Annotated in this window: 27 protein-coding genes and 1 tRNA gene; 19 read left to right on the top strand and 9 right to left on the bottom strand. The window is 39.0% G+C overall.

What is annotated here, in order from left to right:
* Window positions 1-294 precede the first annotated feature (294 nt).
* A complete protein-coding gene (gene cbiE, locus NG743_RS02530) occupies window positions 295-1,503 on the top strand; it encodes a precorrin-6y C5,15-methyltransferase (decarboxylating) subunit CbiE (RefSeq protein ID WP_257121455.1) in 1,209 nt (402 codons plus the stop codon).
* Between the two features lie 29 nt (window positions 1,504-1,532).
* On the opposite strand, the gene NG743_RS02525 is transcribed toward cbiE, so the two are convergent.
* A complete protein-coding gene (locus NG743_RS02525; RefSeq protein WP_257121453.1) occupies window positions 1,533-1,850 on the bottom strand; it encodes a hypothetical protein in 318 nt (105 codons plus the stop codon).
* Between the two features lie 12 nt (window positions 1,851-1,862).
* A complete protein-coding gene (locus NG743_RS02520; protein WP_257121452.1) occupies window positions 1,863-2,033 on the bottom strand; it encodes a hypothetical protein in 171 nt (56 codons plus the stop codon).
* A gap of 30 nt (window positions 2,034-2,063) precedes the next feature.
* Here NG743_RS02520 and NG743_RS02515 point away from each other — a divergent pair, with 30 nt between their 5' ends.
* The 5 genes from NG743_RS02515 (at window position 2,064) to NG743_RS02495 (ending at window position 6,639) form a co-directional block, all read left to right on the top strand.
* Window positions 2,064-2,999, top strand: a complete 936-nt coding sequence (locus NG743_RS02515) for an RpnC/YadD family protein (RefSeq protein WP_257121451.1) — start codon at window positions 2,064-2,066, stop codon at window positions 2,997-2,999.
* 111 nt (window positions 3,000-3,110) lie between these two features.
* Window positions 3,111-3,254, top strand: a complete 144-nt coding sequence (locus NG743_RS02510; RefSeq protein WP_257121450.1) for a hypothetical protein — start codon at window positions 3,111-3,113, stop codon at window positions 3,252-3,254.
* A gap of 382 nt (window positions 3,255-3,636) precedes the next feature.
* Window positions 3,637-4,236: a hypothetical protein gene (locus NG743_RS02505; protein WP_257121449.1), complete on the top strand. Its 600-nt coding sequence runs from the start codon at window positions 3,637-3,639 to the stop codon at window positions 4,234-4,236.
* Between the two features lie 340 nt (window positions 4,237-4,576).
* Entirely contained in the window at window positions 4,577-5,710 is a 1,134-nt protein-coding gene (locus NG743_RS02500) for a reverse transcriptase domain-containing protein (RefSeq protein ID WP_257121448.1), read from the top strand.
* Between the two features lie 29 nt (window positions 5,711-5,739).
* Window positions 5,740-6,639: a hypothetical protein gene (locus NG743_RS02495; RefSeq protein ID WP_257121447.1), complete on the top strand. Its 900-nt coding sequence runs from the start codon at window positions 5,740-5,742 to the stop codon at window positions 6,637-6,639.
* Window positions 6,640-6,728: 89 nt separating this feature from the next.
* On the opposite strand, the gene NG743_RS02490 is transcribed toward NG743_RS02495, so the two are convergent.
* The 3 genes from NG743_RS02490 to mtnA all read right to left on the bottom strand — a co-directional run bounded on the left by NG743_RS02490 (window position 6,729) and on the right by mtnA (window position 9,270).
* The gene (locus NG743_RS02490; RefSeq protein ID WP_257121446.1) at window positions 6,729-7,094 is read right to left on the bottom strand and encodes a type II toxin-antitoxin system PemK/MazF family toxin; all 366 of its coding nucleotides are present in this window, start codon (window positions 7,092-7,094) and stop codon (window positions 6,729-6,731) included.
* Window positions 7,084-7,818, bottom strand: a complete 735-nt coding sequence (locus NG743_RS02485; protein ID WP_257121444.1) for a Panacea domain-containing protein — start codon at window positions 7,816-7,818, stop codon at window positions 7,084-7,086. Before NG743_RS02485 ends, NG743_RS02490 begins: the two co-directional genes overlap by 11 nt.
* A 414-nt stretch (window positions 7,819-8,232) precedes the next feature.
* Complete coding sequence (gene mtnA, locus NG743_RS02480) at window positions 8,233-9,270, bottom strand: S-methyl-5-thioribose-1-phosphate isomerase (RefSeq protein WP_027400680.1); 1,038 nt, start codon at window positions 9,268-9,270, stop codon at window positions 8,233-8,235.
* 203 nt (window positions 9,271-9,473) lie between these two features.
* Between mtnA and NG743_RS02475 the strand changes: the two genes are divergently transcribed.
* The 10 genes from NG743_RS02475 to NG743_RS02430 all read left to right on the top strand — a co-directional run bounded on the left by NG743_RS02475 (window position 9,474) and on the right by NG743_RS02430 (window position 19,040).
* Window positions 9,474-10,631 carry a DUF58 domain-containing protein gene (locus NG743_RS02475; protein WP_168636696.1) on the top strand — a complete coding sequence of 386 codons (1,158 nt, stop codon included), beginning with the start codon at window positions 9,474-9,476 and terminating at the stop codon, window positions 10,629-10,631.
* Between the two features lie 80 nt (window positions 10,632-10,711).
* The gene (locus NG743_RS02470) at window positions 10,712-11,077 is read left to right on the top strand and encodes a ferredoxin thioredoxin reductase catalytic beta subunit (RefSeq protein WP_027400682.1); all 366 of its coding nucleotides are present in this window, start codon (window positions 10,712-10,714) and stop codon (window positions 11,075-11,077) included.
* Complete coding sequence (locus tag NG743_RS02465; protein ID WP_027400683.1) at window positions 11,074-11,466, top strand: DUF309 domain-containing protein; 393 nt, start codon at window positions 11,074-11,076, stop codon at window positions 11,464-11,466. The genes NG743_RS02470 and NG743_RS02465 overlap by 4 nt, the downstream gene beginning before the upstream one ends.
* 198 nt (window positions 11,467-11,664) lie before the next feature.
* Window positions 11,665-12,159, top strand: a complete 495-nt coding sequence (locus NG743_RS02460; RefSeq protein ID WP_027400684.1) for an LptA/OstA family protein — start codon at window positions 11,665-11,667, stop codon at window positions 12,157-12,159.
* Between the two features lie 26 nt (window positions 12,160-12,185).
* Window positions 12,186-12,914: an LPS export ABC transporter ATP-binding protein gene (gene lptB, locus NG743_RS02455; protein WP_027400685.1), complete on the top strand. Its 729-nt coding sequence runs from the start codon at window positions 12,186-12,188 to the stop codon at window positions 12,912-12,914.
* A gap of 128 nt (window positions 12,915-13,042) precedes the next feature.
* Window positions 13,043-14,158, top strand: coding sequence for an LptF/LptG family permease (locus NG743_RS02450; protein WP_035081143.1), 1,116 nt, complete (start codon window positions 13,043-13,045; stop codon window positions 14,156-14,158).
* Window positions 14,159-14,304: 146 nt separating this feature from the next.
* The gene (locus NG743_RS02445; RefSeq protein ID WP_027400687.1) at window positions 14,305-14,979 is read left to right on the top strand and encodes a response regulator; all 675 of its coding nucleotides are present in this window, start codon (window positions 14,305-14,307) and stop codon (window positions 14,977-14,979) included.
* A 254-nt stretch (window positions 14,980-15,233) separates the two neighbouring features.
* A complete protein-coding gene (locus NG743_RS02440) occupies window positions 15,234-16,886 on the top strand; it encodes a SpoIIE family protein phosphatase (RefSeq protein ID WP_193962431.1) in 1,653 nt (550 codons plus the stop codon).
* 3 nt (window positions 16,887-16,889) lie between these two features.
* Window positions 16,890-17,315, top strand: coding sequence for an ATP-binding protein (locus tag NG743_RS02435; RefSeq protein ID WP_027400689.1), 426 nt, complete (start codon window positions 16,890-16,892; stop codon window positions 17,313-17,315).
* Window positions 17,316-17,648: 333 nt separating this feature from the next.
* Window positions 17,649-19,040: a malic enzyme-like NAD(P)-binding protein gene (locus NG743_RS02430; RefSeq protein ID WP_027400690.1), complete on the top strand. Its 1,392-nt coding sequence runs from the start codon at window positions 17,649-17,651 to the stop codon at window positions 19,038-19,040.
* Between the two features lie 251 nt (window positions 19,041-19,291).
* Here the strand turns inward: NG743_RS02430 and NG743_RS02425 are convergent, their stop codons facing one another.
* Window positions 19,292-19,477 (bottom strand): hypothetical protein, encoded by a 186-nt coding sequence (locus NG743_RS02425; RefSeq protein WP_152540396.1) that lies wholly within the window; start codon window positions 19,475-19,477, stop codon window positions 19,292-19,294.
* A 113-nt stretch (window positions 19,478-19,590) separates the two neighbouring features.
* On the opposite strand from NG743_RS02425, the gene NG743_RS02420 reads away from it, so the two are divergent.
* Both NG743_RS02420 and NG743_RS02415 read left to right on the top strand, forming a co-directional pair.
* Complete coding sequence (locus NG743_RS02420; RefSeq protein ID WP_193962435.1) at window positions 19,591-20,817, top strand: urease accessory protein UreH domain-containing protein; 1,227 nt, start codon at window positions 19,591-19,593, stop codon at window positions 20,815-20,817.
* On the top strand, window positions 20,792-21,421 hold the full coding sequence (locus NG743_RS02415; protein WP_027402597.1) for a hypothetical protein: 630 nt from the start codon (window positions 20,792-20,794) through the stop codon (window positions 21,419-21,421). The genes NG743_RS02420 and NG743_RS02415 overlap by 26 nt, the downstream gene beginning before the upstream one ends.
* A gap of 20 nt (window positions 21,422-21,441) precedes the next feature.
* On the opposite strand, the gene NG743_RS02410 is transcribed toward NG743_RS02415, so the two are convergent.
* Window positions 21,442-21,514, bottom strand: a tRNA-Arg gene (locus NG743_RS02410).
* A 757-nt stretch (window positions 21,515-22,271) separates the two neighbouring features.
* Here NG743_RS02410 and NG743_RS02405 point away from each other — a divergent pair.
* Window positions 22,272-22,415 (top strand): hypothetical protein, encoded by a 144-nt coding sequence (locus NG743_RS02405; protein ID WP_160170579.1) that lies wholly within the window; start codon window positions 22,272-22,274, stop codon window positions 22,413-22,415.
* Between the two features lie 88 nt (window positions 22,416-22,503).
* Here NG743_RS02405 and NG743_RS02400 read toward each other — a convergent pair whose 3' ends face one another.
* Both NG743_RS02400 and hetF read right to left on the bottom strand, forming a co-directional pair.
* A complete protein-coding gene (locus NG743_RS02400) occupies window positions 22,504-22,842 on the bottom strand; it encodes a P-II family nitrogen regulator (RefSeq protein ID WP_027400693.1) in 339 nt (112 codons plus the stop codon).
* 160 nt (window positions 22,843-23,002) lie between these two features.
* On the bottom strand, window positions 23,003-25,477 hold the full coding sequence (hetF, locus tag NG743_RS02395) for a cell division protein HetF (RefSeq protein WP_027400694.1): 2,475 nt from the start codon (window positions 25,475-25,477) through the stop codon (window positions 23,003-23,005).
* Window positions 25,478-25,836 lie beyond the last annotated feature (359 nt).

The following is a 25,836-nucleotide window of genomic DNA, read 5'->3' as shown; positions in this document are numbered from 1 at the left end:
TTGTCAAAGCTAACATGACCCCAGAAATGGGAGGCTCTTCGGAGCAAAATATTATGTCCAAAGTATTTGTTTTAGACACTGAAAAAAGACCACTCTTTCCTAATTAATCCAGTAAATCAATTCACAAAGACAGTTACGAATATGGAAAATCAAAGATTTGTTAATTCCTCAAGTGTCCCTTTCGTTGTTTGTGCTGGCGCACAAAATTACTCAAGGGACGTTTCACAGTTAACCCTCCATTCCTCCCATCACCAAACTGAGTACAGTTTTGGTGGGGGTCTCCTGGAGGTTTAGATGAAAAAATGGTTATCAATTATCGGTATCGGTGAGGATGGTGTAGCAGGGTTAAGTCCCATAGCTCTTTCTTGCTTAGACAAAGCTAAAATTATCTTTGGTGGAGAACGTCATCTTTCCATGTTACCCGCTGACGACAACAGCCAAAAAATTCCCTGGAAATCACCTTTTCCAATTTCCATAACTGAAATTATCAGTCGTCGTGGTGAAGCAGTTTGTATTTTAGCTAGTGGCGACCCTCTATGTTATGGTGTGGGTGCAACTATTCTTAAAGATATTCCTATTTCTGAAATTACAATTATTCCTGCACCTTCGGCTTTTAGTCTGGCTTGTTCTCGACTAGGATGGTCATTAACGGAGGTGGAAACTTTAAGTTTATGTGGTCGTCCGGTTTCTTTACTGCAATCTTACATTTATCCCGGTGCAAAATTATTAATTCTGAGTGAGGGAAAACATACTCCAGCTATTGTGGCGGAAATTTTGATAAGTCGCGGTTATGGTAATAGTCAAATTACCGTTTTAGAAAAAATGGGCAATGTTAATGAGGACATTATAACAGATATCGCTGCTAATTGGCAAGAAGGAAATATCGCTTCTTTAAATACTATTGCGGTGGAATGTGTTGCTGATAGGGGAATAGTTGGTTTATCGAGATTTCCCGGTTTACCTGATGATGCTTTTCATCATGATGGACAATTGACGAAAAGGGAAGTCCGGGCGGTGACATTATCAAGTTTAGCACCTTTACCGGGCGAGTTGCTGTGGGATGTGGGGGCTGGTTGTGGTTCTATTTCTATAGAATGGCTGCGAAGTGATAGAAGATGTCGAGCGATCGCTATTGAACAAAATTCCACTAGACTAAATTATATAGCTGATAATGCGACTGCTTTGGGAACGCCAAATTTACAAATTATGGCAGGTAAAGCTTTAGAAGTTATCCCAAATTTACCCACACCAAACGCTATTTTTATCGGTGGTGGTGTCACAGCACCAGAAATATTAGAAAATTGCTGGAATGTGTTAGTGCCTGGGGGCAGAATGGTAGTTAATGTTGTTACTTTAGAAGGTGAACAAAGATTATATCAATGGTATGAAAAAGTGGGCGGAAACTTTACCCGCATTGCTATTCAACGGGCAGAACCGATTGGTAAATTTCTGGGTTGGAAAGCAATGTCCCCTGTTACCCAATGGATAGGAATCAAAAATTGATAATTAAAGATTTGGAGATTTAGACAAAATTACAAACAAAAATAGACAGCAATAAAAGTTTTTCCACAACCAGGGAAACCTTCTAGTAAAATAGCACGAGGACGTAATTCTGGTTGTCCATCTTGAGCAAACCAACACTCACGGCTACATATCCATTCTTTAACTTTAGTTAATCCTCCCACATCCCTCAAACCTTGACCAGAGGTGGCATAATATTCTAAAACTCCAGTTTTTCTAAGTTCCAGTTTTTTCGCTTCTAATAATAATTGTCCCGCAGATTCTGGATCTGTCCATAAATTCCGAGATGTTGATAATTTAGCAGTTTGAATTACCGCTTGCAAAGGCATTCCTTGAGCTTGTTATGCTAATCTTTCAGCATCTGCTTCTGTTAAACCATATTTTTCTACAGCCACACTAAAAACATCTTCATAAAGTTCTGCTTCCACAGGTAAACTCAAATTAATAGAATAGCTAATTTCTTTATTTCCTGCTTGTGGTATTCTTAGAACTAAAGTATATTCAGACATCATGAAAACACTATTATTAATTATGGATTTTGTATGACGAGAGAAGCCCATGACCAATTTGCGAAAGAATATCTAGAGGAATTATTAAAACCTTTAGGTCAAGTAGATATTGGTAAAGATGTAAAAAGCGAAGTTAGAGAAATAGATATTTGGTTTGTTCCCAATCAATCAAAACCTGTAACTTCCGATTTAGGATTATTAGCAAAAATGGCAGTTACAAGCTGTCTATTTGAACCTTTTCGTAATCCTCCCAATGAAATGACAATTAGAAGTTGTATGTCAAAATTATACAGCCTTCATGAAGAATTGTTTCGACAAGCAAAAAGAGAAGATCGTCGGCTCATGGAAAACGAGTTCCCTGTTTTATGGATTTTAACACCAACTTGCTCAAAAAATAAATTAGATGGATTTAGAGCTACACTCAAAGATGATTGGGAAACAGGAGTTTATTTTCTAGGAGAATCGCAGAAAACCGCAATTGTAGCAATTAACCAATTACCCAAAAATCAGGATACACTATGGTTAAGGGTGTTAGGTAATGGGGAAACCCAAAAACAAGCAGTACAAGAACTAATCACAGTTTCCACAGAAAACCAGCGTAATTATCTACTGGAAATTTTAGCATCTTGGCGTAAAAATATAGAGATTAACACTAATATCAACGATGAAGATAGGGAGTTGATTATGACTTTATCACCAGCATATCTCAAACAACGCGAGGAATGGCGAGAAGAAGGAATACAAACGGGACTACAAACGGGTAGACAAGAAGGACTACAAGAAGGACTGCGGTTAATAGTAGGAAGTTTACTAACAGCACGGTTTGGTAATTTAGATGAGGAATTATCTGCTATTGTTACTCCTATTATGGAACTTTCTCTCACAGAAAGAACTGATTTATTACTCAACTTATCTCAGTTGTCCCGTGAGGAATTATTAGCTAAATTCCCCATTAGACTTCTCCGGTAAAGACTGTAGAGACGTTCCATGGAACGTCTCTACAAGGGTTTTAAACGACGCACATTTAATTCTCGGAGATGTGTATTAATTAACCCATTTTCGTAGGTTGGGTAGAACGAAGTGAAACCCAACTTAACAACCTCTCACATCTTTGCTAATGCTGTAGGTATGAGTCAAAGCTGGGTCAGAGATATTGAGACTAAGGGTCAAGATACAGCTATTCCTGAAAAGTATACTGCTATAATTATACTCAAAACGGCTTGATTGTTTGATTCTAAACGTAGGGGTAAAGCAAGAGCTTCATAGGTGTCAACTTAACGTAAAACCCATAGCCCGCCTGGGAATGAATTCCCAGTCTAATAGCAAAAGTCATCTGAAGATGACTAAAAATCCCCAGTTTACTAAAGTAAATTTTACTTATTAGCCCAGAAATATGGCTTACGCCACGCTGCGCTATCATTTCTGGGTGGGTGTGGAAGCCAACAAATAAGCCATCTGTAGCCTAAGTTGACACCTATGAAGCTCTTGCTTTACCCCTACACATCTGGGTTATTTGTCATTTGGCAAAAGTTTAAATCTCACCCGTGTTTAGTATGAAGAGATATTAAATTTTAGATAACCTGTTGAAAATAATAAGGTAAGAGCAATGGCTTATAGTGATTTTAGCTTAACTAAGTTTAAGAAAAATTTTAACATTACAATTGATGAAGAAGCTGATTTATTTGCTGCTGTAGAACCTATAGAAATCAGTGAAAAGTTAACCAGCACTTTAGAAGAAACTAGGGAACTCGCGTTAGCAATAAATACGGAGAAAGCACGCTCAGAAATGATTATTACGCCAATTTTATTAGAAGTTAGACGTAAAGCTAATTATCAAATTAGTTTATTTTCTGGTACGGATTTTAATGTTGATGTTGAGAGAGGTTTAAATGGTTATTGTGATTTTGTTATCAGTCGTTCTAGGGAACAGTTAACAATTAATGCTCCTGTACTAATTATTGTAGAAGCTAAAAATGAAAATATTAAAGGTGGTTTGGGTCAATGTGCAGCAGCAATGTTAGCAGCACAATTGTTTAATGAACAGGAAGGTAATGAAATTAAAACTATTTATGGGGCTGTGACAACAGGAGATATATGGAAGTTCTTGAAGTTGGAAGGGACTGATATATTTATTGATTTGAATAATTATTATATTAAGGAGTTAAATAAGATTTTAGGTATTTTGTGTCAAGGAGTGTTGGATTAAAATTTAATTTCCTCTGGTGCTGCGTTTGAAACGCTCTTTCTTTGGTAACGACAGATCATATAATAATTTTAGAAAAAACACAATAATTATGTAATTTAAGCTAAATAACCTCTGTTTACCTGTATAATAAACTTAGGCTGTTTTAAATCGCCCATTCAAGGCAGTTTAAAATGCTAGTTATATAAATCACTTGCAGGAATAAGTATTGATTTCCGTTGTTGATCCTGCGACGGTGTATTGAACGGTTAGCTTTAACCTAGTGTTTGATTCTTTTTTCTTATACGATTAAGGGAGAATACACCTGCAAGTGATATTTTTTTAACTATCTATTCAAGACAAAGTGCAAAAAAACTCCAAGCTATTTTTAACAGAAGCTCCCGAAGCTTTAAGAGAGAAATTTTACTCTCTCAAAAAACCAACGGATATAGCGGATCTTTTAGGAATTTCTTATTCTGAACTGATTTATCATATATATCTTGTTCAGTCTGAAAAGCGTTATAAAACATTTGATATTCCTAAAAAATCTGGTGGTACTCGTCAAATATCAACCCCAATAACAGCACTTAAAATTATTCAAAGGAAACTTAATCAAGTTTTACAAGCTGTATACCAAACAAAGCCATCAGTACATGGTTTCGTAAGCAGTAAAAATGTTGTAACTAATGCTCAAAATCATGTAAAAAAACGCTATGTTCTCAATATTGATTTAAAAGATTTTTTCCCTTCGGTTAATTTTGGTCGAGTCAGGGGTATGTTCATGGCTACCCCTTATGGTTTACATCCAGATGTGGCAACAGTTCTAGCACAAATTTGTTGTTATAATAATCTCCTACCTCAAGGCGCACCAACTTCGCCAATTATTACTAATATGATTTGTGCCAAGATGGATGGTCAATTGCAAAGGTTAGCTAAAGAGTGTAAAGCTACTTATACAAGATATGCAGATGATATTACTTTTTCAACAAGCTTGCCTAAATTTCCTAAAGATTTGGCATATATAGTTAATCAAGAAGATCAAGAAAAATTAACTATTGGCAATACTCTATTAAAGATTATTAAAGACAATGGATTTGAATTGAATGATAAGAAAATTAGATTACAAACGAGGGGAAATCATCAAGAAGTTACGGGTTTAACAACTAATGTTTTTCCTAATGTTGACCGTAACTATGTTCGTCAGATTCGTGCTATGCTTCACGCTTGGTCTAAGTTTGGACTCGAAGCTGCTGCAAAAGAGTATTCAATAAAATATGAATCTAAAAGTAGATTAGTAAACAATGAAAAACTAGAGTTTAAGCCAGTTATTCGAGAAAAAATAGAATTTTTAGGTATAGTTGAGGGCAAAAAAGACCAACTAAAATTTAAGAAAGTTATTCGAGGAAAGATAGAGTTTATTGGTATGGTTAAGGGTAAAAATGACCCTGTATATCAAAAATATTTTAATATTTATCAGCAATTAATTAAATCAGTTTAATTAAAATTTGAAATATACAATGACTAAAAATGACTAAATGTGATATGGAACAAGATTTAAAACAAGAAGTTCAAGAACTAAAAATCAGTATTGATAAATTATCTAACGATATTAGTCAACAGTTTAATTCATTAACTGAAAATTTATGTATTAATTTTGAGCAAATATCTAAGCAAATTACTAATTTATCCAGTCAACCATCTTTAAGTAATAAAATACTTGAGACTAATTTAGAAAACAATCATCAAGACAGTTTAGAAGAACCTAAAAAAGAAATACCACGTGAATATTATATTAATTATTCATATATTGATCCTGATAAATATCCATCATTTTTAGAAGATTTAGAAAAACATAATAAGGATATGGCAGAGTGCAGACATAAAGAAAATATTGAAAAGTTTTGTTTCTCTGCTAATAAAACTTTAGAATCTGCCATAGAAGTTATTTTTGACGTAGAATATAAATTTCTTGGTGAAAATAATAAAACCTTTTTAGAAGCTTATCAGCGAGTAAAAACTTTTTATAGTAACAAGGGATGGGAAATTACAGAAATTTGCCTAAACCTAAATAATAGTAATATAGAATCAAAACATTTTAAACCTATAGATGATAAATATATATCTTGGGAATATATCGAAGAAATTCGTAGGCGTAATTTTAACACCTCTGTAGAGATATTTTTTGAAATTTTGAAACCAAATTTTATGAATAGTTTACATCTTAGGGAAAAATTCTACTTAATTAAAAATATTCATAATTTAAGAAATTTAGATGCTCATGGTAGTTCAAATCTCCCTTTACAAATACATACATTGAAAGATTCTGCTAAAAAATTATACAATTCTAAGGATTATACTAAAATAAAAGAAGTAGTGTATTGGTTTGTAAAAGAAGTCTATGATAGACTCAATAAAATTTCTAATTAAACTTAATATGCTTAATTCAAATGATTCTCAAGAAAGTTTTCAGTGCTGTTTTATATTGCTAGAAATAACAGACTAGCCTCATCAACTTTCTATTTATCATATTCAACTACAGCCGCAATAGCCGCAGCAATTTCTTCCATTATTTCACTCGAACATTCTCCCATTTTATACATTAATCTTTGTTTATCTACGCCGCGCAATTGTAAAGTATCTACAGCCGAATCTTTTGACAAACCATTCTGGCTATTGGCTTCAATCTTAACGTGCCAAATATTTCCAGCAAACTCGTCCTTCCAATCTGTAATTGGTACAACTAATTTAATCGGTAACTTACCAACACTATCAGAACTGATAATTAAAGTAGGTCTTTTTTTGTAAATTTCTGCTCCCACTGTTGGATTCAGATCAGTCATCCAGATATCACCCCGTTTAGGACTAGAAGAATTAGTAATCAATGAAATCTCCTGTTTGTAATTCTTTCCATTCTTGATCTTGTTGGTAATGTTGTAACATTAAATCAGATTGTGCCGCTAAAACTTTTCGTCTTTCTTCTAGTGGTAACTTCATTAAGTCACGACGACTAATAAACTGTTGTTTGAATTCATGAATATTTTCATAAAAAGTGAATTGAGAATTTTCTTCGTCTCCCTTTGCACTTTGTAAATTTTGAGAAATTTTTCCTATTTCTTCCTCACTTTTACCAACTTGTCTCAGGATTTCTTCTACTGAAATGGGAATAGAATAATGATGAGAACCTTTCCATTCTGGTAAATCATGAGTCCATTCAGCAACATGAAAAGGGTTAAGATGTCCAAAGTTTTTATACACTTCTTGAAGAATCTCCTCCTCTTCTTCACATAGTTGATCATTTCTTGGGTCTTTTATCAACTCAACAAAATGTGTATAACCAGGAGAAATATACTCAGACCAGAGAGGTAAAGCATCATCAACAGGTTGACCCTTAATTAGATCATAAACACCACTAAGGACGGGACCATATTTCATTGACACATAATGATCACCTGTAATTGGCTGCTCAATGCGTTGTAATGCAATACGGTCAGCTATATAGAGCATTTTTAATAAAGCTAAATACTTCATAGGCTTACCATGCAGCTTTAAAAGTATAGCTGCTGCTTCTATAGCTTTTTCTAGGTGAAACGGAAACTGGATAGTCATAGTTACCCTTGAAAAACATTATTTTAGTACATCTATATTATAGAAAATAGTTTCAGAGCGTGAAAAATAGATTGAAAATTCATGACATTAATTTAGCATTTCATGAACAATAAACCGTAAAATTTATATTTTTTGTCCTTTCTGCGCCTCTACACGAGATAAAACAAAATCATTTTGTAAAAGTTCATGTGATCGCTTTTGGTAAGAGTAGCCATGATCAATGATAAATTAGCAACACCACAGTAAGGAGCGATCGCTTTATCAAGCCCCTGCGTAACGATATGGGCAGTTTATTTGTTCTAGATGACCCCAAAATCTCCAAAACCAGGATAAGCCTCTGTATTCGCCTCAAAAACGGGCTGACAGTAGACAAACAAGGGGTTTAGCATTGCTAAACCCTCGTCACCGTCAAAATTAAAGCATCTTCTGAGCCTTTAATAAATCCCCTGGCAGAAAAGCCCCATTTTCCGTAATAATGGCGGTAATTAAATCCGCAGGTGTGACATCAAAAGCCGGGTTATAAAATTCCACACCTGGAGGAGTAAGGATAGTTTCACCAATTTGATAAATTTCTGCTGGGTGACGTTCTTCAATAGGGATTTGACTACCATCAATTAACTCAAAATCTACTGTAGATAAAGGTGCAGCTACAAAGAAAGGAATATTATGAGCTTTTGCCACAATAGCTAAACTATAAGTTCCGATTTTATTAGCAGCATCGCCATTAGCAGCTATTCTATCAGCACCCACAACTACAGCATCAATTAAACCTTGTTTCATGCAGTGGGCAGCCATATTATCGGTAATTACTGTCACCGGAATCCCTTCTTGGACACATTCCCAAGTGGTGAGTTTTGCACCTTGTAACCGGGGACGAGTTTCGTCTGCATATACTCTGGCTAAACGTCCTTCTTTCCACGCAGAACGGACTACACCTAATGCTGTACCATAACCAGCGGTAGCTAAAGCCCCAGCGTTGCAGTGAGTGAGTATAATTAGTTTTTCTGGGGTTTGCGGTAATGCCGCCAAACCATGATCACCGATCGCTTGACAGGTTTGCAAATCTTCGGCATTGATCTTTTGGGCAGTTTCTAAAAGGGCTTGTTTAATTTCGGCGACTGTTCCCATGGTTTCATAAGCCGTTTGCATCATTCTGCCAATTGCCCAAAACAAATTTACCGCGGTGGGACGGGTAGAACGCAACAAATTAGCTACTGTTTCCAGTTTAGCTAAAAACTCTTGGCGATGGCTGGTTTCAATTTCCCTTGCCCCCAAATACATTCCATAAGCCGCAGCCACCCCAATCGCCGGCGCACCCCTCACAATCATGGTTGTAATGGCTTGTGCCATATCTTCACTGCGGTGAATCTCCACCACTGTATATTCATTAGGTAAGCGAGTTTGATCAATCAGTGAGACTGAATTATTGTGCCAAATAACGGGATAAACCATATTGTCAGTTGTTGGTTGTCAGTGGTCAGTTGTCCGTGGTCAGTTGTCCGTGGCAATTAATGACAGGGGCTTTTTAGATGTAATTCTCAATCATTATTAAATTTATTCCCTCTTGCCCCTTGCCTCTTGCCTCTTGCCTCTTGCCTATTCCCTATTCCCTCTTGCCTGTTCCCTGTTCCCCCAAATTAAGTTAAACAAGAAAGATGAAAATTACTAAAAAAATCAACAATTGGTTGGAAACCTGGGCTGCTGCACCTGCTTATGGCGGTTGGGTGTTGGCGGGAATCTCTGTGTGTTATTTGGGTGCAGGGATTAATACTATGGCTGGCTGGCTGTATGTGATTAGTGGGGTTAGTTTTGCGCTTTTGGGGGTGTCGGCTTTTGTTGCACCGCGATCGCTCACAGGTATAATTGTGAAGCGTCGTCCTATTGCACCAGTAACCGCCGGTGATGCACTGAAAATTGAAATAGAAATTCAAAATCAGAAAAAACGATTTTCTAGTCTATTACAAATTAGAGACATTCTCCCATTTATTCTTGGTCAACCAGTCCAGCAAAATATTGAAGCTATTCCACCACAAGAGAGTTATCAGTGCATCTATTATCACCCTACCCAACAGCGTGGTATTTACCGCTGGCACACAGTAGAATTAGTCACAGGTGCGCCCTGGGGTTTATTTTCCTGTCGTCGTCCTCGTCAGTGTGAAGCTAGGGCGACTGTTTATCCCACCGTTTTACCCTTGACTACCTGCCCCTTAATTGATGAAATCGGACAAGATGATAGCCAAAGGGGAGATCCGCGTGGTAAACCTTTACAGATGGCAACAACGGGATTAGTGCGATCGCTACGTCCCTATCGCATCGGTGATCCTACTCGGTTGATTCATTGGCGGACGAGCGCTCGCTATGGAGAATTACGAGTCCGAGAATTAGAAGTAATTACCGGGGGACAAGAAATTATCATTGCCATAGATAGTTCCTTTATATGGCAACAAGAATTATTTGAACAAGCCGTGATTGCTGCTGCTTCCCTGTATTTTTATGCCCAAAAGCAGAAACTGCAAGTGCAACTATGGACATCAGCCACTGGTTTAACTACAGGTAATATCTCCGTTCTCGAAACCTTAGCAGCCACCAACCCCACCGAAAAAAACAGCTTACCACCAGATCACCGCCCCCTCATTTGGCTAACCCAAAACTCTTTCACCACATCTTCCTTACCTTCGGGTAGTCGTTGGCTACTGTGGCAAAATCCAGATTCAGCCACACCAAACCTCATTAATCGGGAATATCCTGGCATCATCGTCCAAAACGAACAAGAACTACAACCCCAACTACAAAAAGCCCTCAGTTTATTTTGAAACTTATTTTGAAACGATTTCTCACACTGAGCCTGATGTACAATGCAAAGAAACATGGAAATTTATAAACAGCACAACCAATGGTCACATCAGAAGTGAATTCAAAATCCAGCGATAAAAGCCTAGAAGCAATGCGGCATTTTTCCGAACAATACGCCAAACGGACGGGAACATTCTTCTGTTCTGAACCTTCCGTTACCGCAGTTGTCATCGAAGGACTAGCCAAGCATAAAGACGAACTCGGTGCGCCCTTATGTCCTTGTCGTCACTACGAAGATAAAGAAGCCGAAGTTAACGCCGCTTTTTGGAACTGTCCCTGCGTACCCATGCGCGAACGCAAAGAATGTCACTGTATGCTATTCCTCACACCTGAAAATGAATTTTCTGGGGACAAACAGGAAATTTCTCTCGATTGTATTAAAGAAGTTCGGGATAGCATGGGATGAGCGAAATCATGCCTGAAGAGTTTTGGCAAGGTGTAGAACAGTTCAATGCTGGACAGTTCTACGCTTGCCATGACATTCTTGAAGCACTCTGGATCGATAGTATCGAACCAGATAAAACTTTTTATCAAGGTATTCTCCAAATTGCTGTAGGACTATATCATCTGGGTAATCATAACCAACGGGGGGCAATGATTCTTTTAGGCGAAGGTAGTAATCGTCTTCGGCGTTATCTACCTAGCTACGGCGGTATTAATGTGGAAGAATTACTAACTGAAAGTGTGGATTTGTTAAAAACACTACAACAAGAAAGTCTACAACCAATGGCAAATAGAGAATTGGCTCAAAATCAAGTTAGGCTTTTACCTATTATTTCCCTGTCTAAACTATGATTTGTGGGATTTTGATGATTTTTCTGATGGATTTTATGAATCTTTTGTTGGTGTATCAGATTCGGTAACAATTAACAAATTTTGCCAGTTGTGATCAAAGATTTTCAACGCGAAACTAAAGTTAAAAAAAACCGTCCGTTTTGGCTATAGGACTGATATTTTATTTTCCTATTCCCCGTTCCCTATTCCCTAGCTTCTATGATACCTCCTTATCAATTACTAAAATCACGGATACGCCGCTTAGGATTAGCCCTGGCACTGCCAATTTCCCTTGTAGGTGTTGCAGGATTGCCCAGCCAATTGCTACCAGCTACAGCCCAATCTGGGGGAAATCGTCCCCTGACTATTCGCTCTGATACCCAAGAATATGACGCGAAAACTCAAGTAATTACTGCTCGTGGCAATGTGCAAATGGTCTACCCGGCTCGGCAAATTCAAGCCACATCTGCTCAAGCTCAATACTTTAGTAAAGAAAAACGGATTGACTTCAGTGGTAATGTTTACATTTTACAACAGGGTAGCAATAGCATTCGTGCCGAAAAAGTCACCTATTTAATTGACGAAGGCAGATTCATCGCCTTACCCCAATCTAACCGTCAGGTAGAATCTATATATATGATAGAAGATTCTAATCCTAGTAGACAAACTACGAAACCAGCCCCAAAAACTCCAGCCTTAAAGCGTTCTAATTAGCATCTACACCTAGACAAAATCCCATAGTGAAAATTGTTTTAGAGAATATTCACAAATCCTACGGTAAACGATTAATTGTAAATCGTGTTAGCCTTTCTGTTAGCCAGGGGGAAGTTGTCGGTTTGCTTGGTCCTAATGGTGCGGGGAAAACGACAACATTTTATATTGCCACAGGTTTAGAAAAACCGAATCATGGCAAAGTGTGGTTAGACAATTTAGATATTACTAATTTCCCCATGCACGCAAGGGCTAGATTAGGTATTGGCTATTTAGCTCAAGAAGCAAGTGTATTTCGTCAGTTGTCAGTGAAAGAAAATATTCTCCTAGTATTTGAACAAACTCAAGTTCCCAGGAGAGAATGGAGACACAGACTACATACCTTATTACAAGAATTTCACTTAGAAAAGGTAGCTAATAGTAAAGGGATTCAACTTTCTGGTGGTGAACGACGACGCACAGAATTAGCGAGGGCTTTAGCAGCAGGGAAAGAAGGACCCAAATTCCTGTTTTTAGATGAACCTTTTGCGGGAGTTGATCCCATTGCTGTATCTGAGATTCAGGAGATTGTCAGTCAATTGCGCGATCGCGGTATGGGAATTTTAATCACAGATCATAATGTCCGCGAAACCCTAGCCATAACAGATCGTGGTTATATTATGCGTGAAGGACAAATTCTTGCTTTTGGCAACTCTGAAGAACTGTATAATAACCCCTTGGTGCGACAATATTATTTAGGTGATAATTTTGCAGTTTAAACTTTGCGCCTTTGTTCCTTTGCATCTACCCTGCGGGATCTCTAAGAGAGATTTCACGAAACATAATCATGATATCTAAACAGATTAAACCCTTCTCCAATTTAATTTCAATATTTTCATTTTCTATCATGGATCGCTATTTAGCGATGCAATTAATTTCACCATTTTTATTTGGTGTTGGTGCATTTACTTCTGTAGTTTTAGCAATTGATAGTTTATTTGAATTACTGCGAAAGGTTGTAGAATCCGGGCTACCTCTCAATATCGCCCTAGAGATTTTCCTCTTAAAGCTACCTTATGTCATGGTGTACTCTTTCCCCATGTCCACTTTGTTAGCTACTTTAATGACCTATAGTCGCCTTTCTAGCGAAAGTGAATTAATCGCTTTGCGGGGGTGTGGTGTTAGTGTTTATCGCATGGTTTTAACGGCTGTGGTGTTAAGTTTTGCCGTCACTATCATCACTTATTTATTTAATGAGCAAATTGCCCCCGCCGCAAATTACAAAGCCACTATCACCCTAGCACAAGCTCTCAAATCAGACCAACCTTCCTTTAAACAACAAAATATTTACTATCCTGAATATCGAGAATTTAAAGAAGCAGATGGTACTCGAAAAAAGATCCTTTCTCGCTTATTTTATGCTGACCAATTTGATGGTAAGCAAATGAACGGTTTAACAATTATAGATCGTTCCCGAGGCGGAGTTGATCAAATCGTTGTTTCCGAATCAGCTAAATGGAACACTCAAAAACAAGTTTGGGATTTTTACAATGGGACTATCTATTTAGTAGCGACAGATCGCTCATATCGGAATATTTTACGATTTGAACATCAGCAATTACAACTTCCTCGCACACCTTTAACCTTAGCCGAAAATAGCCGAGACTACGGGGAAATGAATATCTCCCAAGCCTTAGAACAATTAGAAATAGAACGTTTAGGTGGGAACAATCAAAAAATTCGCAAACTGCAAGTGCGAATCCAGCAAAAAATCGCCTTTCCCTTTATTTGCGTTATTTTTGGCTTAGTTGGTTCAGTTATGGGTAGTATCCCTCAGCGCACTGGACGTGGCACAAGTTTTGGTATTAGCGTGATTGTAATTTTTAGTTACTATTTGCTACTATCCGTCTCTGGAGCATTAGCACAAGCTGGTATTCTTTCACCCTTAATTGGTGCTTGGTTGCCTAATCTATTTGGATTAGCCACAGGTTTGTTTTTGTTATTGCGAGTAGCCCAGCGTTAATATGCGGAATGTGGGTTATATTATTTAATATCTAAGTAGCCATCATGAACTGTGTACACCAGAATATATGCAAAAACTTCTTATTCCCCCTCGAAGAACGAGGAGGGCTAGGGGTGGACGGCAAAAACCAAAATATGTGACGAAAAATGAGTAAAATCCGCACTGTCATCATTGAAGATCATGAACTCACTCGCCTCGGTATTTGCACAGCATTACAACGAACAGACGAAATTGAACTAGTTGGACAAGCTAACAATGCTCGTCATGGGTTTATAATGTTAAAAAAGCTACAGCCAGATGTGGCGATTGTGGATATAGGTTTACCAGATCAAGATGGAATTGAATTAACCAGGAAAATTAAAGGGAATCATCAACAGTTATTAAATACAAAAGTATTAATCTTAACATCATCTTATCATGAAGAATCCGTACTTTCAGCCTTTAGTGCCGGTGCAGACTCTTACTGTATAAAAGATCTTAAGCTTGAAGACTTACTGAATGCTATCCGGGTAACTGCTGAGGGAAATCCTTGGATTGATCCAGTGATTGCCCGGATTCTTGTAGAAAAGGCCAAGCAAAAACAAGATTCTCTCAAATCCCATGATCATAAACAACTTATTAAAGTCGGTATTCTCTCAGACAGAGAATTAGAAGTGATAGAATTAATTACCAAAGGTTGTAGTAATAATGATATCGCCGAGAGACTTTATATTGCAAGTGGAACTGTAAAAACCCACGTTTGTAATATTATGAACAAACTAGGTGCCAATGACCGTACCCAAGCAGTAGTAATTGCTATGCGTTCTGGCTTAGTTAAGTAGGTGGAAGGAGGAAAATCAAAATATATTTCGTTTTTTGAAATGGCTAAAACTCAACGACAATAACGCATTGAGGTAAATTTACATATCGGTACACACTTTTGGTTATTTCACGTCCACCTAAGTAGGTTGGCGTTGAAAATTGTCGTTATGGCAAGGCAAGAGGCAAGAGGGTTTGGGCGATTTTACGTTTCTTTACACAGTTTGGTTTTATTGTGTTCACCTACTTACTTAGTTATTAAAATTAAGGACACCTTATGGCTGGAAAAAAGTTAGATAAGCTCAAGCTAATGGTCGTAGATGACGAGCTAGATAACTTAGATGTCCTCTATCGCACATTTTGGAAAGATTTTAAAGTTTATAAAGCTAATAGTGCCACTGAAGCCTTAGCTATCTTAGAAAAAGAAGGTGAAATGGCTGTAATTATCTCCGACCAAAGAATGTCTGAAATGAACGGTAGCGAACTATTAAGTCTGACAGTGGAGCGGTTTCCCGATACAATTCGGATTTTGCTCACAGGTTTTACAGATGTAGAAGATTTAGTAGATGCAATTAACTCAGGTCGAGTATTTAAATACATTACAAAACCTTGGAATCCCCGCGAACTCCAAACATTAGTCAATCAAGCTAGTGATACCTATCGCTTAGTTAAAAAACGATTAGCAGAATTATCTCGTGCCTTGCGACGGGAATCTTTATTTAATGCTGTAACAACAGCAATTAGAGAATCTTTAGACTATGAAAATATGCTGCAAAAAATCGTTACTACAATTGGAGAAAAATTCGCGGCTCATTATTGTTTAGTCAAACCAGTCGAAGATGATTTACTAACCGAAAGGCAATTTTGCTATCAAAATTCTCAATCTAAAATCTATGATTTACTTCCAGATATCAGTAATTTAATTGCCAAAGTTTTCCAAACTCACCATTATGAAATAAAAGACGATATCTACAAAGACATCCCTTATCAATATCTAATTTTTCCCCTCATTTATCAACAGGATTTACTAGCTATTATTGCTATTTGTAAATTGGGAAGTGATCACATTTGGGATCAAGAAGATATTCAACTGATTACAGGTGTAGCGGAACAAGCAGCCTTAGCCCTTTCCCAAGCAAAACTCTATCAGAGTTTGCAAGAAAAACAACGACAAATTAACTTAGAGTTGGAAGTAGCCCGCCAAATTCAACATAACCTATTGCGGCAAACTTTACCAGAAATGGCAGGTGTAAAAGTCCAAGCTTGTTGCTATCCAGCACGAGAGGTAGGAGGTGACTTTTTTGAAGTGTTTGTTCATCCTAATGGTGATTTGTGGTTAGCCGTTGGTGATGTTTCTGGTAAAGGTGTACCGGCGGCTTTATTTATGGCTAGTACGATTTCACTGCTGCGGAGGGAACTCTGTCAAGAAGTTCCAGTAGAGCCAAATGTCATCATGCAGAACCTGAATTCTGCCCTGAGAGACGACTTAATGAGCAGCAATTATTTTATCACAATGGTTTTAGCTCGTTATCACCCAACTACAAAAGAACTAGTCTATGCTAATTCTGGGCATATTTATCCTTTTGTCTGGTCAAAGCACGCGACTTTGAATGATTCCCCTCATTATCTGAAAGTTCGCAGTATTCCTTTGGGAATACTACCTAAATGGCAGGCTGAATCCGGCTGTTTGATGCTTTCTTCTGGAGATACATTACTTCTGGCTAGTGATGGTATTACGGAAGCAACTGTCTGGGAAACCTTAGACAGTTCGAGAACAACTCATCGTTCTATGCTTAACCAAGAAGGTCTATGGCAACTTATAAAAAAGCAATCTCAACCCCTTAATCTTGATAATTTATTAGCTTTTATTCAAACCAATAACGATGTTCAAGACGATGATCAAACTATACTCTCTTTAGAGGTTTTATAGGTTATGAAAAGTGAACTTCATGTTCCCAGTGACCTAAGTTTCATCAATATTGCAGAACAATGGTTATTCGGATGTTTACAATTACAACTAGGGGAATCTGTTGATTGGATCAAACAATCAGGTCGCCTACGCTTGGTTTTAACAGAAGGATATTCTAATGCTGTGCGTCATGCCCATAAAAACAAGCCTGGATTAACAATTTTACTGCGGTTAGAACTGAAAGACCGAGATTTATCTATAGAGATTTGGGATTATGGTGAAGGTTTTGATTTATCTACTTACTTTCCTCCCAATCCCACAGAAAAGCAAGAAGGTGGTTATGGTTGGTTAATTATGAATCGGTTGATGGATAAGGTAGAGTATCAATTACAGGTGAATGGTGCTAATTGTCTGAAACTAGAAACTACTCTCCCCGAACTATTGCCGTAAGTTGTCGGGGAGGAGGCAAGAGGCAAGAGGTAAGAGGCAAGAGACTTCCAATTAAAAAAATACCCAAAAATTTCTGGTGGTGCGGGACGAATTGCCCGCTAATCATCAAGGACGGGCAGGATGCCCATCCCACAAAATTGGGTAATTTATTTTTTGGTGTTCCCTAAGAGGTAAGAATGAATTCATCCATCCTTATCTGCGTTTATCTGCGTTTATCTGCGTTTAATAATTCTGGAAATCCGATTAATTTGGATGACATGGTTTTTTGGGAAAATAAAATTTCCCGTAGCAATTCACTATAAAATCTAAAATTTAAAATAGAGGTTAGCACACATGGAAAATCTTACTCCTAATTCTAGTTTTAGTGTGACATTGCGCTTACAAATTCCCAATCGCGTGGGGATGTTAGCTTCTGTTACTCAAGCGATCGCTGCCACTGGTGGTAATCTCGGACAAATTGATTTAATTGAACAAAGCCGTCAAGAATCCATCCGTGATCTGACTGTTGATGCGGCGAGTACGGAACACGCAGAAACTATTGTACAGGCGGTGAAGGGATTACCAGATATTCAGGTAATTGATGTTTATGACCGCACCTTTAATTTACATCGGGGTGGCAAAATCAGTATTGTGAGTAGAATTCCGCTCAAAAGTGTTTCTGATTTAGCTATGGCTTATACTCCTGGGGTTGGTCGCATTTGTAAGGCGATCGCCGAAAATCCAGAAGAAGTATATAATCTGACTATCAAACAGAACACGGTGGCAATCGTCACTGATGGTAGTGCAGTATTAGGTTTGGGCAATTTGGGACCAGCGGCGGCTTTACCCGTGATGGAAGGGAAAGCGATGCTGTTTAAGGAATTTGCTGGACTTGATGCTTTTCCCATCTGTTTAGATACTCAAGATACGGATGAGATTGTCAAAGCAGTTAAAAATATCGCCCCGGTTTTTGGTGGTGTAAATTTGGAAGATATCGCTGCCCCCCGCTGTTTTGAAATTGAAAAAAGACTGCGGGCGGAATTAAATATCCCGATTTTTCATGATGACCAACATGGTACAGCCATTGTCACCTTAGCGGCTTTATTTAATGCTCTGAAACTCGTGCAGAAATCCCTTGCAGATATCCGCATTGTGATTAATGGTGCGGGTGCGGCTGGGGTAGCGATCGCTCGGTTACTCCGCAAAGCCGGTGCAGAAACCATTTTGATGTGTGACTCAAAGGGAATTATTTCCCATAATCGCACCGATTTAACCGCTGAAAAACTGGAATTTGCTGTTAAAGCCCAAGGAACTTTAGCCGGTGCAGTTCAAGGTGCAGATGTGTTTATTGGTGTCAGCGCACCGGGAGTTTTAACCCCAGAAATGGTACAGGGAATGAGGAAGGATGCAATTGTGTTTGCAATGGCTAATCCCATTCCCGAAATTCAACCCGAATTAGCCCCTAAAAACGTCGCTATCATGGCTACAGGTCGAAGTGACTACCCCAACCAAATTAATAACGTCCTGGCGTTTCCTGGGGTGTTTCGTGGGGCTTTAGATTGTCGGGCTAGGACAATTACTACTAATATGTGTTTGGAAGCTGCCAATGCGATCGCATCTTTAGTTAAACCCTCGGACTTGAACCGGGAACATATTATTCCTTCTGTCTTTGATCGGCGTGTTGCTACTGCTGTGGCTGCTGCTGTCCAACAAGCCGCACGGGAAGAAGGTATTGCTCAAAGTTAGTGAACTAAGTAATTGGACAAAAATATTTACAGTCATTGCGAGGGAAGGGAAGCAATCACAACCCTTGCGATTGCTTCATTTCACTTCGTTCCATTTGCAATGACATTGTGTAACTAATTCTGTCTCACTACTTAATTTTTCCGGTTTACCCCCTTATAAAGGGGGGTAGAAACAGCTTGATAATTTCTACCCATAACTATCCATATATTACTGTTTGTCCGAGTCTTCAATAAGTTGATCAACAAAATCCCTCAACCGTTGCTGCCAATCAGGGACGGTTTGGCAATACGTTCATCGTCTTCCAAAGCCATTTTTTGATCATAATTTAAACCCAACCATAGGAAATCAAATATAAAACTACACCAAGTTTGACAGATTGTCTTTTGACATGGACATGATGATAAGAGATGTAAAAAGTATACTTTCCCAATAGACATCTCCAGAAATTAAAGATGCTTGATCTGAAACCCTTGTAGAGACATTCTATGGAATGTCTCTAGCATCTTTTTTGGAGATGTCTAATTGCCAATTCCCAGTTCCCATCATGAATATGCTAGATTTATTACTCATCACATTACTAGGTTTCTTAGGCAGTTTTGGACATTGCTTTGGAATGTGTGGACCCTTAACAGTAGCTTTTTCTCTTTCTAAACAGCAGGAAAATCCAACTTGGCAACAGCAATTAAAGTTTCATACCTTACTCAACCTGGGGCGAATGTTGAGTTACGCTTTAGTAGGTGCTGGTATTGGCACAATCAGTTCCGTATTAGTAGAAGGTGGGCAACTTGCAGGAGTCGGTAGTGATTTGCGGCGTTGGATAGCCATAATTACAGGCATAACTCTGATTTGGTTTGGTTTAGGACAGGTGAAACCAGATTTATTACCGCATATTCCCCTACTACACCCCATCTTAAAAGGAAATTTACACAACCGTCTCAGTGCAGCCATGCTCAAGTTATCTGCACAAACTCAATGGTGGACACCGACACTTTTGGGTATGACATGGGGATTAATGCCATGTGGTTTTTTATATGCGGCTCAAATTAAGGCTGCTGCCACAGGGAATTTGTGGCAAGCAACAGCGACAATGTTAGCTTTCGGAATTGGCACGCTGCCCATCATGCTAGGTGTAGGTGTTTCTACGGCTTTAATGAGTAAAGATCGCCGCAGTCAATTATTTCGCTTGGGTGGTTGGGTAACTCTAATAATTGGGGCTATTACCCTCTTACGAACAGGGGATACCATGACAGACTATAGCGGACACGCGTCTCTAATTTGTTTAATTCTCTCATTGATTGCCCGTCCTGTGAATAGTTTTTGGTCTGCACCTCTGCGTTACCGTCGAGCTTTGGGAGTTGGGGCTTTTGTTCTGGCTGGGGTACATACTATTCATCATTTTGAACACTCCCTAGCGTGGAATTTCAACGCTTTTTGGTTTTTAAAGTTAGAATTTCAATGGGGGATGATTGCAGGAGCTATGGCATTATTATTAATGCTTCCTGCTGCTTGTACAAGTTTCGACTTTCTGCAAAAGTCATTAGGTAAGCGTTGGCGACAAATTCATCTCCTGAGTGTACCAGCTTTGTTATTGAGTGCTATTCATACGCTGATGATTGGTTCTCATTACCTGGGGGCTTTCAGATTAAGTTGGCAAAACCAGTTGGCAGCCGTGTTTCTGGGGATAATTATTTCTGCTGTATTATTAGTGCGCTCACGGTATTTTTGGTTATATTTACATCTAGAAAAATTTTATGTTCCTCCCAATAAGTCGCGGTAAATTGACTCGTTCTACTCAATGTAACAGCAAAATCAGGTATCTATTATTATTAATTTTATCTAGTTTGATAGTTACTACAAATACTCAAGTTTTAGCCCACACGGTGAAAATATCCGAGGATGTGGGTGGTACTGTCCATTTAGAACCTAATGATAATCCCCGCGCGGGGGAAGTTACTCAAACTTGGTTTGCCCTGACGCGAAAGGGTGGTAAGGTAATTCCTTTAAAAGATTGTAATTGTCGGTTGGCTATTTATGCTGAACCTCATGTAGCAGGAGAACCAGCATTAATTGAACCTCGATTAAAATCTATTCAGGCTGAACGGTATGAAGGCATACCAGGAACAGAAGTAACTTTTCCCAAACCAGGGGCTTATCAGTTGCAATTGAGTGGTAAACCTGTGATTGAGGGAAGTTTTAAACCTTTTGAGTTAAAGTTTGTTGTCACTGTGGCTACAGGAAAGGCTGTAGATATTTCTCAACTGGGGCAAAATGTCAACGAGAATCCGCAAGGAACAAAAATTGGCTTAGTACAACCTTTAATTTGGTTGGGAGTTTCGTTAATTTCAGGTGGTATTGTAGTTTTTTTGAGACAAATTAAGTAAAAGTACAAAGAAAATAAAAATGAGCGCGGAGGGATTCGAACCCCCGATCTACAGGACCGGAACCTGTTGCTCTATCCACTGAGCCACGCGCCCTTATATCTCTATTACCATAGCATACTTTTTGAATTTAAATAAAATTAAATTATGAGTAATTTGCTGGGTCAACGGGTGTAAGTAATTGGACAAAAATATTTACAGTCATTGCGAGCGAAGGGAAGCAATCACAACCCTGGCGATTGCTTGATTTCACTTCGTTCCATTTGCAATGACATTGTGTAACTAATTCTGTCTCACTACTCAAGCCTGTAGAACAGCAGCGATCGCTTGTCCTTTCTGTACAGTTTGTCCTTCACCAACATATAATTCTAGTGTGTCCATAGAGGGTGGTCATCGCCTGACTATGGCTAATAATCAACATAAACAGGATTATGCCTGACCTGTGGCAAAATTTAACACAGTGATTCAAACCGAATTCCTATTCATGGCAGTAATTACGGGTAATAAAATGATGTATCGAATATTATAACAAATTGTCATCAAACCCGGAACAAGAACCCCACCCCCAACCCCCTCCAGTATCAAAAGCTTATCCTTTTCTTCCCCCCGCTGCGGGGGGATTGAGGGGGGTGCGATGAGGGGGCTAAGATGTACCTTATATGATTGGAAATCGCTGTATGAGCGATCGCAATAGTGGCTGTGTAAGTAGGTGAACACAATAAAACCAAAGTGTGTAAAGAAAAGTAAAATCGCCCAAAGCTTCTTTACTCTTGCCTCTTGCCTTCCCAAAACGACAATTTTCAATGCTAACCTAGTTAGTAACACACTTTATTATTTTGGGTATCCTATTAAAATGGAAACCTTGATACTAGCAGTGCGAAACCGTCAACTCCGATATTTACAAACACGCACTGCACTCCAATATATCTTTGCGGGCAAAATAAATGACTTAAAGCAAGTAAGTAATTGGCAATTACTTACCCACTCTGTCAAATAAAGATAAAAAAACGCTGCTGATTTTCTGTTGTCACAGTCAGGGAATCAGCAACGCTATTTTTTAATCCACAGTATTAACTACTGACTACTTACACAGCTTCAGTATTCTTTTCACCTGTTCTAATTCTCACAATTTGTTCAACGGAGGAGATGAAAATTTTACCATCACCAATTTCACCAGTACGGGCGGCGGCGATAATTTTATCTACAACCATATCAACTTGGGCATCTTCAACCACAATTTCCACTTTCAGTTTTTGGAGAAACTCCACAGTATATTCCGAACCCCGATAGCGTTCAGTTTGACCCTTTTGCCGTCCGAAACCCCGAACTTCAGAAACTGTCATCCCGACGATGCCCGCATTAACTAAGGCGATTTTCACTTCATCCAATTTAAATGGACGAATAATGGCTTCTACTTTTTTCATTTTTTTGATTCCTGACTTCTAATAACGTCGTTTATATATCTAAGCAGATTCATTGTCTCACGGTGTGAATACAGCCATAGTTATTTAATTTCAGCCTGATGTATGGGATTTCGCACTTTTTTTACACTTCCCATTATGGACTATTTTTTGGCAAAAGTGATCACTTCGCCTGTCCCAGACTCTGCCAGTCAGCGATCGCCTGTTCCGTCCATAGCCAATTTTGTGATAACCTCTCAATAGTAAAGTCTGCGGGTGCATTTTGAATCACCATCTGCCGCAGTTTAATCGCTTCCTGTAAATATTGCTGGCGTTTATCAGCAGGTTGATTCTTCGCCGATTTATATAAACCCAAAGCTAACCCAGCATAAGCCGTCAAAGCCTCCGGTTCTCCCGCTATTTGGGGATATTTCATTGGACTTGAACCTTGATTCTGTTGAGGTTTTAAAGCCAAACTCAGCGACTTAAACCAAGCATCATTAGCATAATTGAGATTATCCTCCCCATAATAGGCAAATCCTAAAGAATTATTATACAAAAGAGAATCTGGCTGATTTTGTACAGCCCTAGCCCAATAACGACGGGCATCATCAATACTGTACTTATTATTTTTCGTTTGGACTAACTGCCAAGCTAACCGCCCCCGGAAAAAGTTCACAGATGGATTTTCAGCATCCTGAACAGGAATCAAATTTAAAGCCGTTTCCGCAGCCGTAAAAGCCCCACGATTTAGTAATTCATTAATAGCATCCAACCCAGACTTTAAATTACCTTGACTCAACTGTGCCGTAGCTGTAGCTGTGACAATTCCCGTAGATGAATTAGCTAAATTAATGGGTGGATACTGATTACTCGTGAAATTTTCTCCAGGAATTGGTGGAACATCAGAAGACTTCTGTGCTTGTCGTTGATGCCACCACCAACCAATCCCCACAATTATAGTAATTACACCTGCTCCTACCAAACCATATAGCAACAAGGGTGATTTCATCCAGTAAGAGCGATTACCCTTGGGAGTAACAGGTGACGGTGATAACTGAGGATTTACCTCACGCTTCTCAAAATTCAAAGGAGTTGGTGTAATTTGAGTGGGGACATTTTCCCAATCTAAATTTTGTTTCGTGGGGGCAACCTGCATTTCCGACTGATAATGATGACTCTCCTCGATTAATTCCGCCTTCATGCTTGGTTCTTCTGGTTTAGCCACCGGATTGCCAAGCTGACGGAACAAATCAGAAACTATTGCCGAGTCCTCATTATAGCTAGGGTCATCATACTCAATCTCATCCACAAGATCACCCCAAGTATCCTCCCCTAGCCAGTCTATCTCCGTCCTTTCCTCCGCAAAATTAGGATTAAGAATATCATCTATAGCCATTATATTTTCTAGATTACTGGCTACAGCAGAATAATTATCACTATTAGTCAGTTTAGGTGGCTGATACTCGTTCAGCAACTCAGAATAGCCAGATAAATTAACTTGTGGTGTCAAACAACCATCAAATTCTCGCTGAAGATACAAAATCGGCAAAGCCCAGTACATCTGTTGAGAACCATATGCAGAAATTAAACCTTGACGGACTCGACTTACACATAAATCTAAAGCATAGCCCTGACCCAAATTGCGGTAAAGTAACTGTGTCAGCGTCAGTGCCACCTCATCAGGGATGCGTTCTGACATCGCCAAAATACTTCTAATTCCTCGTTTTACCAAACTTTCAGTTAAATTCCGTTCCCCTGAGTCTTCCGCTACCTCAGACCTCGCTCGATATGCCCCCAAACAGGAGTTAAACACTGCCACTTGAATATTATTATTCACCAGTAGCCCAGCTAAATCATCTCCATTGAGAGTTTCTGTTAAACCAGTTTTTTTACTCACTAAATAAATTTGCCCACCATTGCCACCCAAATTGCTGTGACCAGAATAGTGGAGAATATGGTAATGTCCCTGTTCTAAGGCTTGGGTAAGTTCTTCCCGTCCCGGTTGATCTAGAACAGTTAATTCAATTTCTGGGAGATGATGATTACCATCAGCCACCTTTAATGCTTGGCGGCGCAGTTCTGCCTTGAGATTAATGGCTTCTTGTTTGAGTAAATCCAGCCGGACTAAATCAGTAGGTGCAGAAATCACCATTAACACTCTTATCCCCCGTGCTTCCGGCGACATGGGCAGATTATGAGTTGGTAACCGGGATGGTGGGGCAATCCCACTTTGGTAACGGGCAAAGGTAATATAAGGCCCAGTAGCTAAAGGGCGATCGCCAGCGTGCATAATTTCCCACGGCAACCGCGCCAATCGCGTATCCTTCAGTCCTAATCTTAGCCGCAGCACCTGTTGGTGATTTTGGGCAATACCTTGGGCAGTAATCCAACTATCCCGCAGCGTTCCTTGAAACAACGCATTATACAAATCTTGTCCCAAGGCTACCAAGTTAACAGAGTTTCTGGCTACCATATTCCCCTGCAACACCGACTGCAAGGGATCATCCATTAAATCCCCTGCGGCAGTCAACCACTCAGCCACAGGCCAATGTACCAGTTCTTCTGCCACTGGCACCCCAGGCGCAACTTGTTCCGTCCTCACCAGATAATCATTTTGCCCCACCGGCGTTGCGGAAAGGTGAAATTCCTGGGTCACAACTTCTGCTCCATAAAACTTAGACAATGCTGATAGCACAACGTGGCGCAAGCCATACATTGCTGTTTATTTCCCGCCTCCACCAAGGTAGAATACTACTTCTTGTCCACTGGCGTAACTTTCGGGTGAGCCAACCGTACAAATTCCTTTCGTACATTCAGCAGGTTATAACCCACATTTAAATCTCCACGCATTATAACTATATCCCACATTCCCCAGATACCAAAGCAAATTTAGGAATTAAAAATTTAGGACAGATCAAGGGTTTCGATAATTTTAGAGGGGGGAAGTGAATAACTACCTCGAAGTTCCTCGTTAAGTAGGTGTATTTTCTCTATAACTAGAAAGACTTTCTGAAC

Origin of the sequence: Dolichospermum heterosporum TAC447, from assembly GCF_024584745.1 — a bacterium.
GTDB classification, from domain to species: Bacteria; Cyanobacteriota; Cyanobacteriia; order Cyanobacteriales; family Nostocaceae; genus Dolichospermum; species Dolichospermum heterosporum.
This window is presented reverse-complemented; position numbering and strand designations above follow the sequence as displayed.

Bases quoted from the DNA above. Each gene is read 5' to 3' on its own strand.
- NG743_RS02440 (WP_193962431.1), top strand. From the start codon at position 15,234: ATGGCTGGAAAAAAGTTAGATAAGCTCAAGCTAATGGTCGTAGATGAC.
- NG743_RS02475 (WP_168636696.1), top strand. From the start codon at position 9,474: ATGAAAATTACTAAAAAAATCAACAATTGGTTGGAAACCTGGGCTGCT.
- NG743_RS02460 (WP_027400684.1), top strand. From the start codon at position 11,665: ATGATACCTCCTTATCAATTACTAAAATCACGGATACGCCGCTTAGGA.
- NG743_RS02520 (WP_257121452.1), bottom strand. From the start codon at position 2,033: ATGATGTCTGAATATACTTTAGTTCTAAGAATACCACAAGCAGGAAAT.
- NG743_RS02405 (WP_160170579.1), top strand. From the start codon at position 22,272: ATGGAAACCTTGATACTAGCAGTGCGAAACCGTCAACTCCGATATTTA.
- NG743_RS02465 (WP_027400683.1), top strand. From the start codon at position 11,074: ATGAGCGAAATCATGCCTGAAGAGTTTTGGCAAGGTGTAGAACAGTTC.
- NG743_RS02415 (WP_027402597.1), top strand. From the start codon at position 20,792: ATGTTCCTCCCAATAAGTCGCGGTAAATTGACTCGTTCTACTCAATGT.
- NG743_RS02400 (WP_027400693.1), bottom strand. From the start codon at position 22,842: ATGAAAAAAGTAGAAGCCATTATTCGTCCATTTAAATTGGATGAAGTG.
- NG743_RS02425 (WP_152540396.1), bottom strand. From the start codon at position 19,477: ATGTCTATTGGGAAAGTATACTTTTTACATCTCTTATCATCATGTCCA.
- NG743_RS02485 (WP_257121444.1), bottom strand. From the start codon at position 7,818: ATGACTATCCAGTTTCCGTTTCACCTAGAAAAAGCTATAGAAGCAGCA.
- mtnA (WP_027400680.1), bottom strand. From the start codon at position 9,270: ATGGTTTATCCCGTTATTTGGCACAATAATTCAGTCTCACTGATTGAT.
- cbiE (WP_257121455.1), top strand. From the start codon at position 295: ATGAAAAAATGGTTATCAATTATCGGTATCGGTGAGGATGGTGTAGCA.
- NG743_RS02445 (WP_027400687.1), top strand. From the start codon at position 14,305: ATGAGTAAAATCCGCACTGTCATCATTGAAGATCATGAACTCACTCGC.
- NG743_RS02495 (WP_257121447.1), top strand. From the start codon at position 5,740: ATGACTAAATGTGATATGGAACAAGATTTAAAACAAGAAGTTCAAGAA.
- NG743_RS02505 (WP_257121449.1), top strand. From the start codon at position 3,637: ATGGCTTATAGTGATTTTAGCTTAACTAAGTTTAAGAAAAATTTTAAC.
- NG743_RS02435 (WP_027400689.1), top strand. From the start codon at position 16,890: ATGAAAAGTGAACTTCATGTTCCCAGTGACCTAAGTTTCATCAATATT.
- NG743_RS02470 (WP_027400682.1), top strand. From the start codon at position 10,712: ATGGTCACATCAGAAGTGAATTCAAAATCCAGCGATAAAAGCCTAGAA.
- NG743_RS02525 (WP_257121453.1), bottom strand. From the start codon at position 1,850: ATGCCTTTGCAAGCGGTAATTCAAACTGCTAAATTATCAACATCTCGG.
- NG743_RS02420 (WP_193962435.1), top strand. From the start codon at position 19,591: ATGCTAGATTTATTACTCATCACATTACTAGGTTTCTTAGGCAGTTTT.
- NG743_RS02450 (WP_035081143.1), top strand. From the start codon at position 13,043: ATGGATCGCTATTTAGCGATGCAATTAATTTCACCATTTTTATTTGGT.
- NG743_RS02515 (WP_257121451.1), top strand. From the start codon at position 2,064: ATGACGAGAGAAGCCCATGACCAATTTGCGAAAGAATATCTAGAGGAA.
- NG743_RS02430 (WP_027400690.1), top strand. From the start codon at position 17,649: ATGGAAAATCTTACTCCTAATTCTAGTTTTAGTGTGACATTGCGCTTA.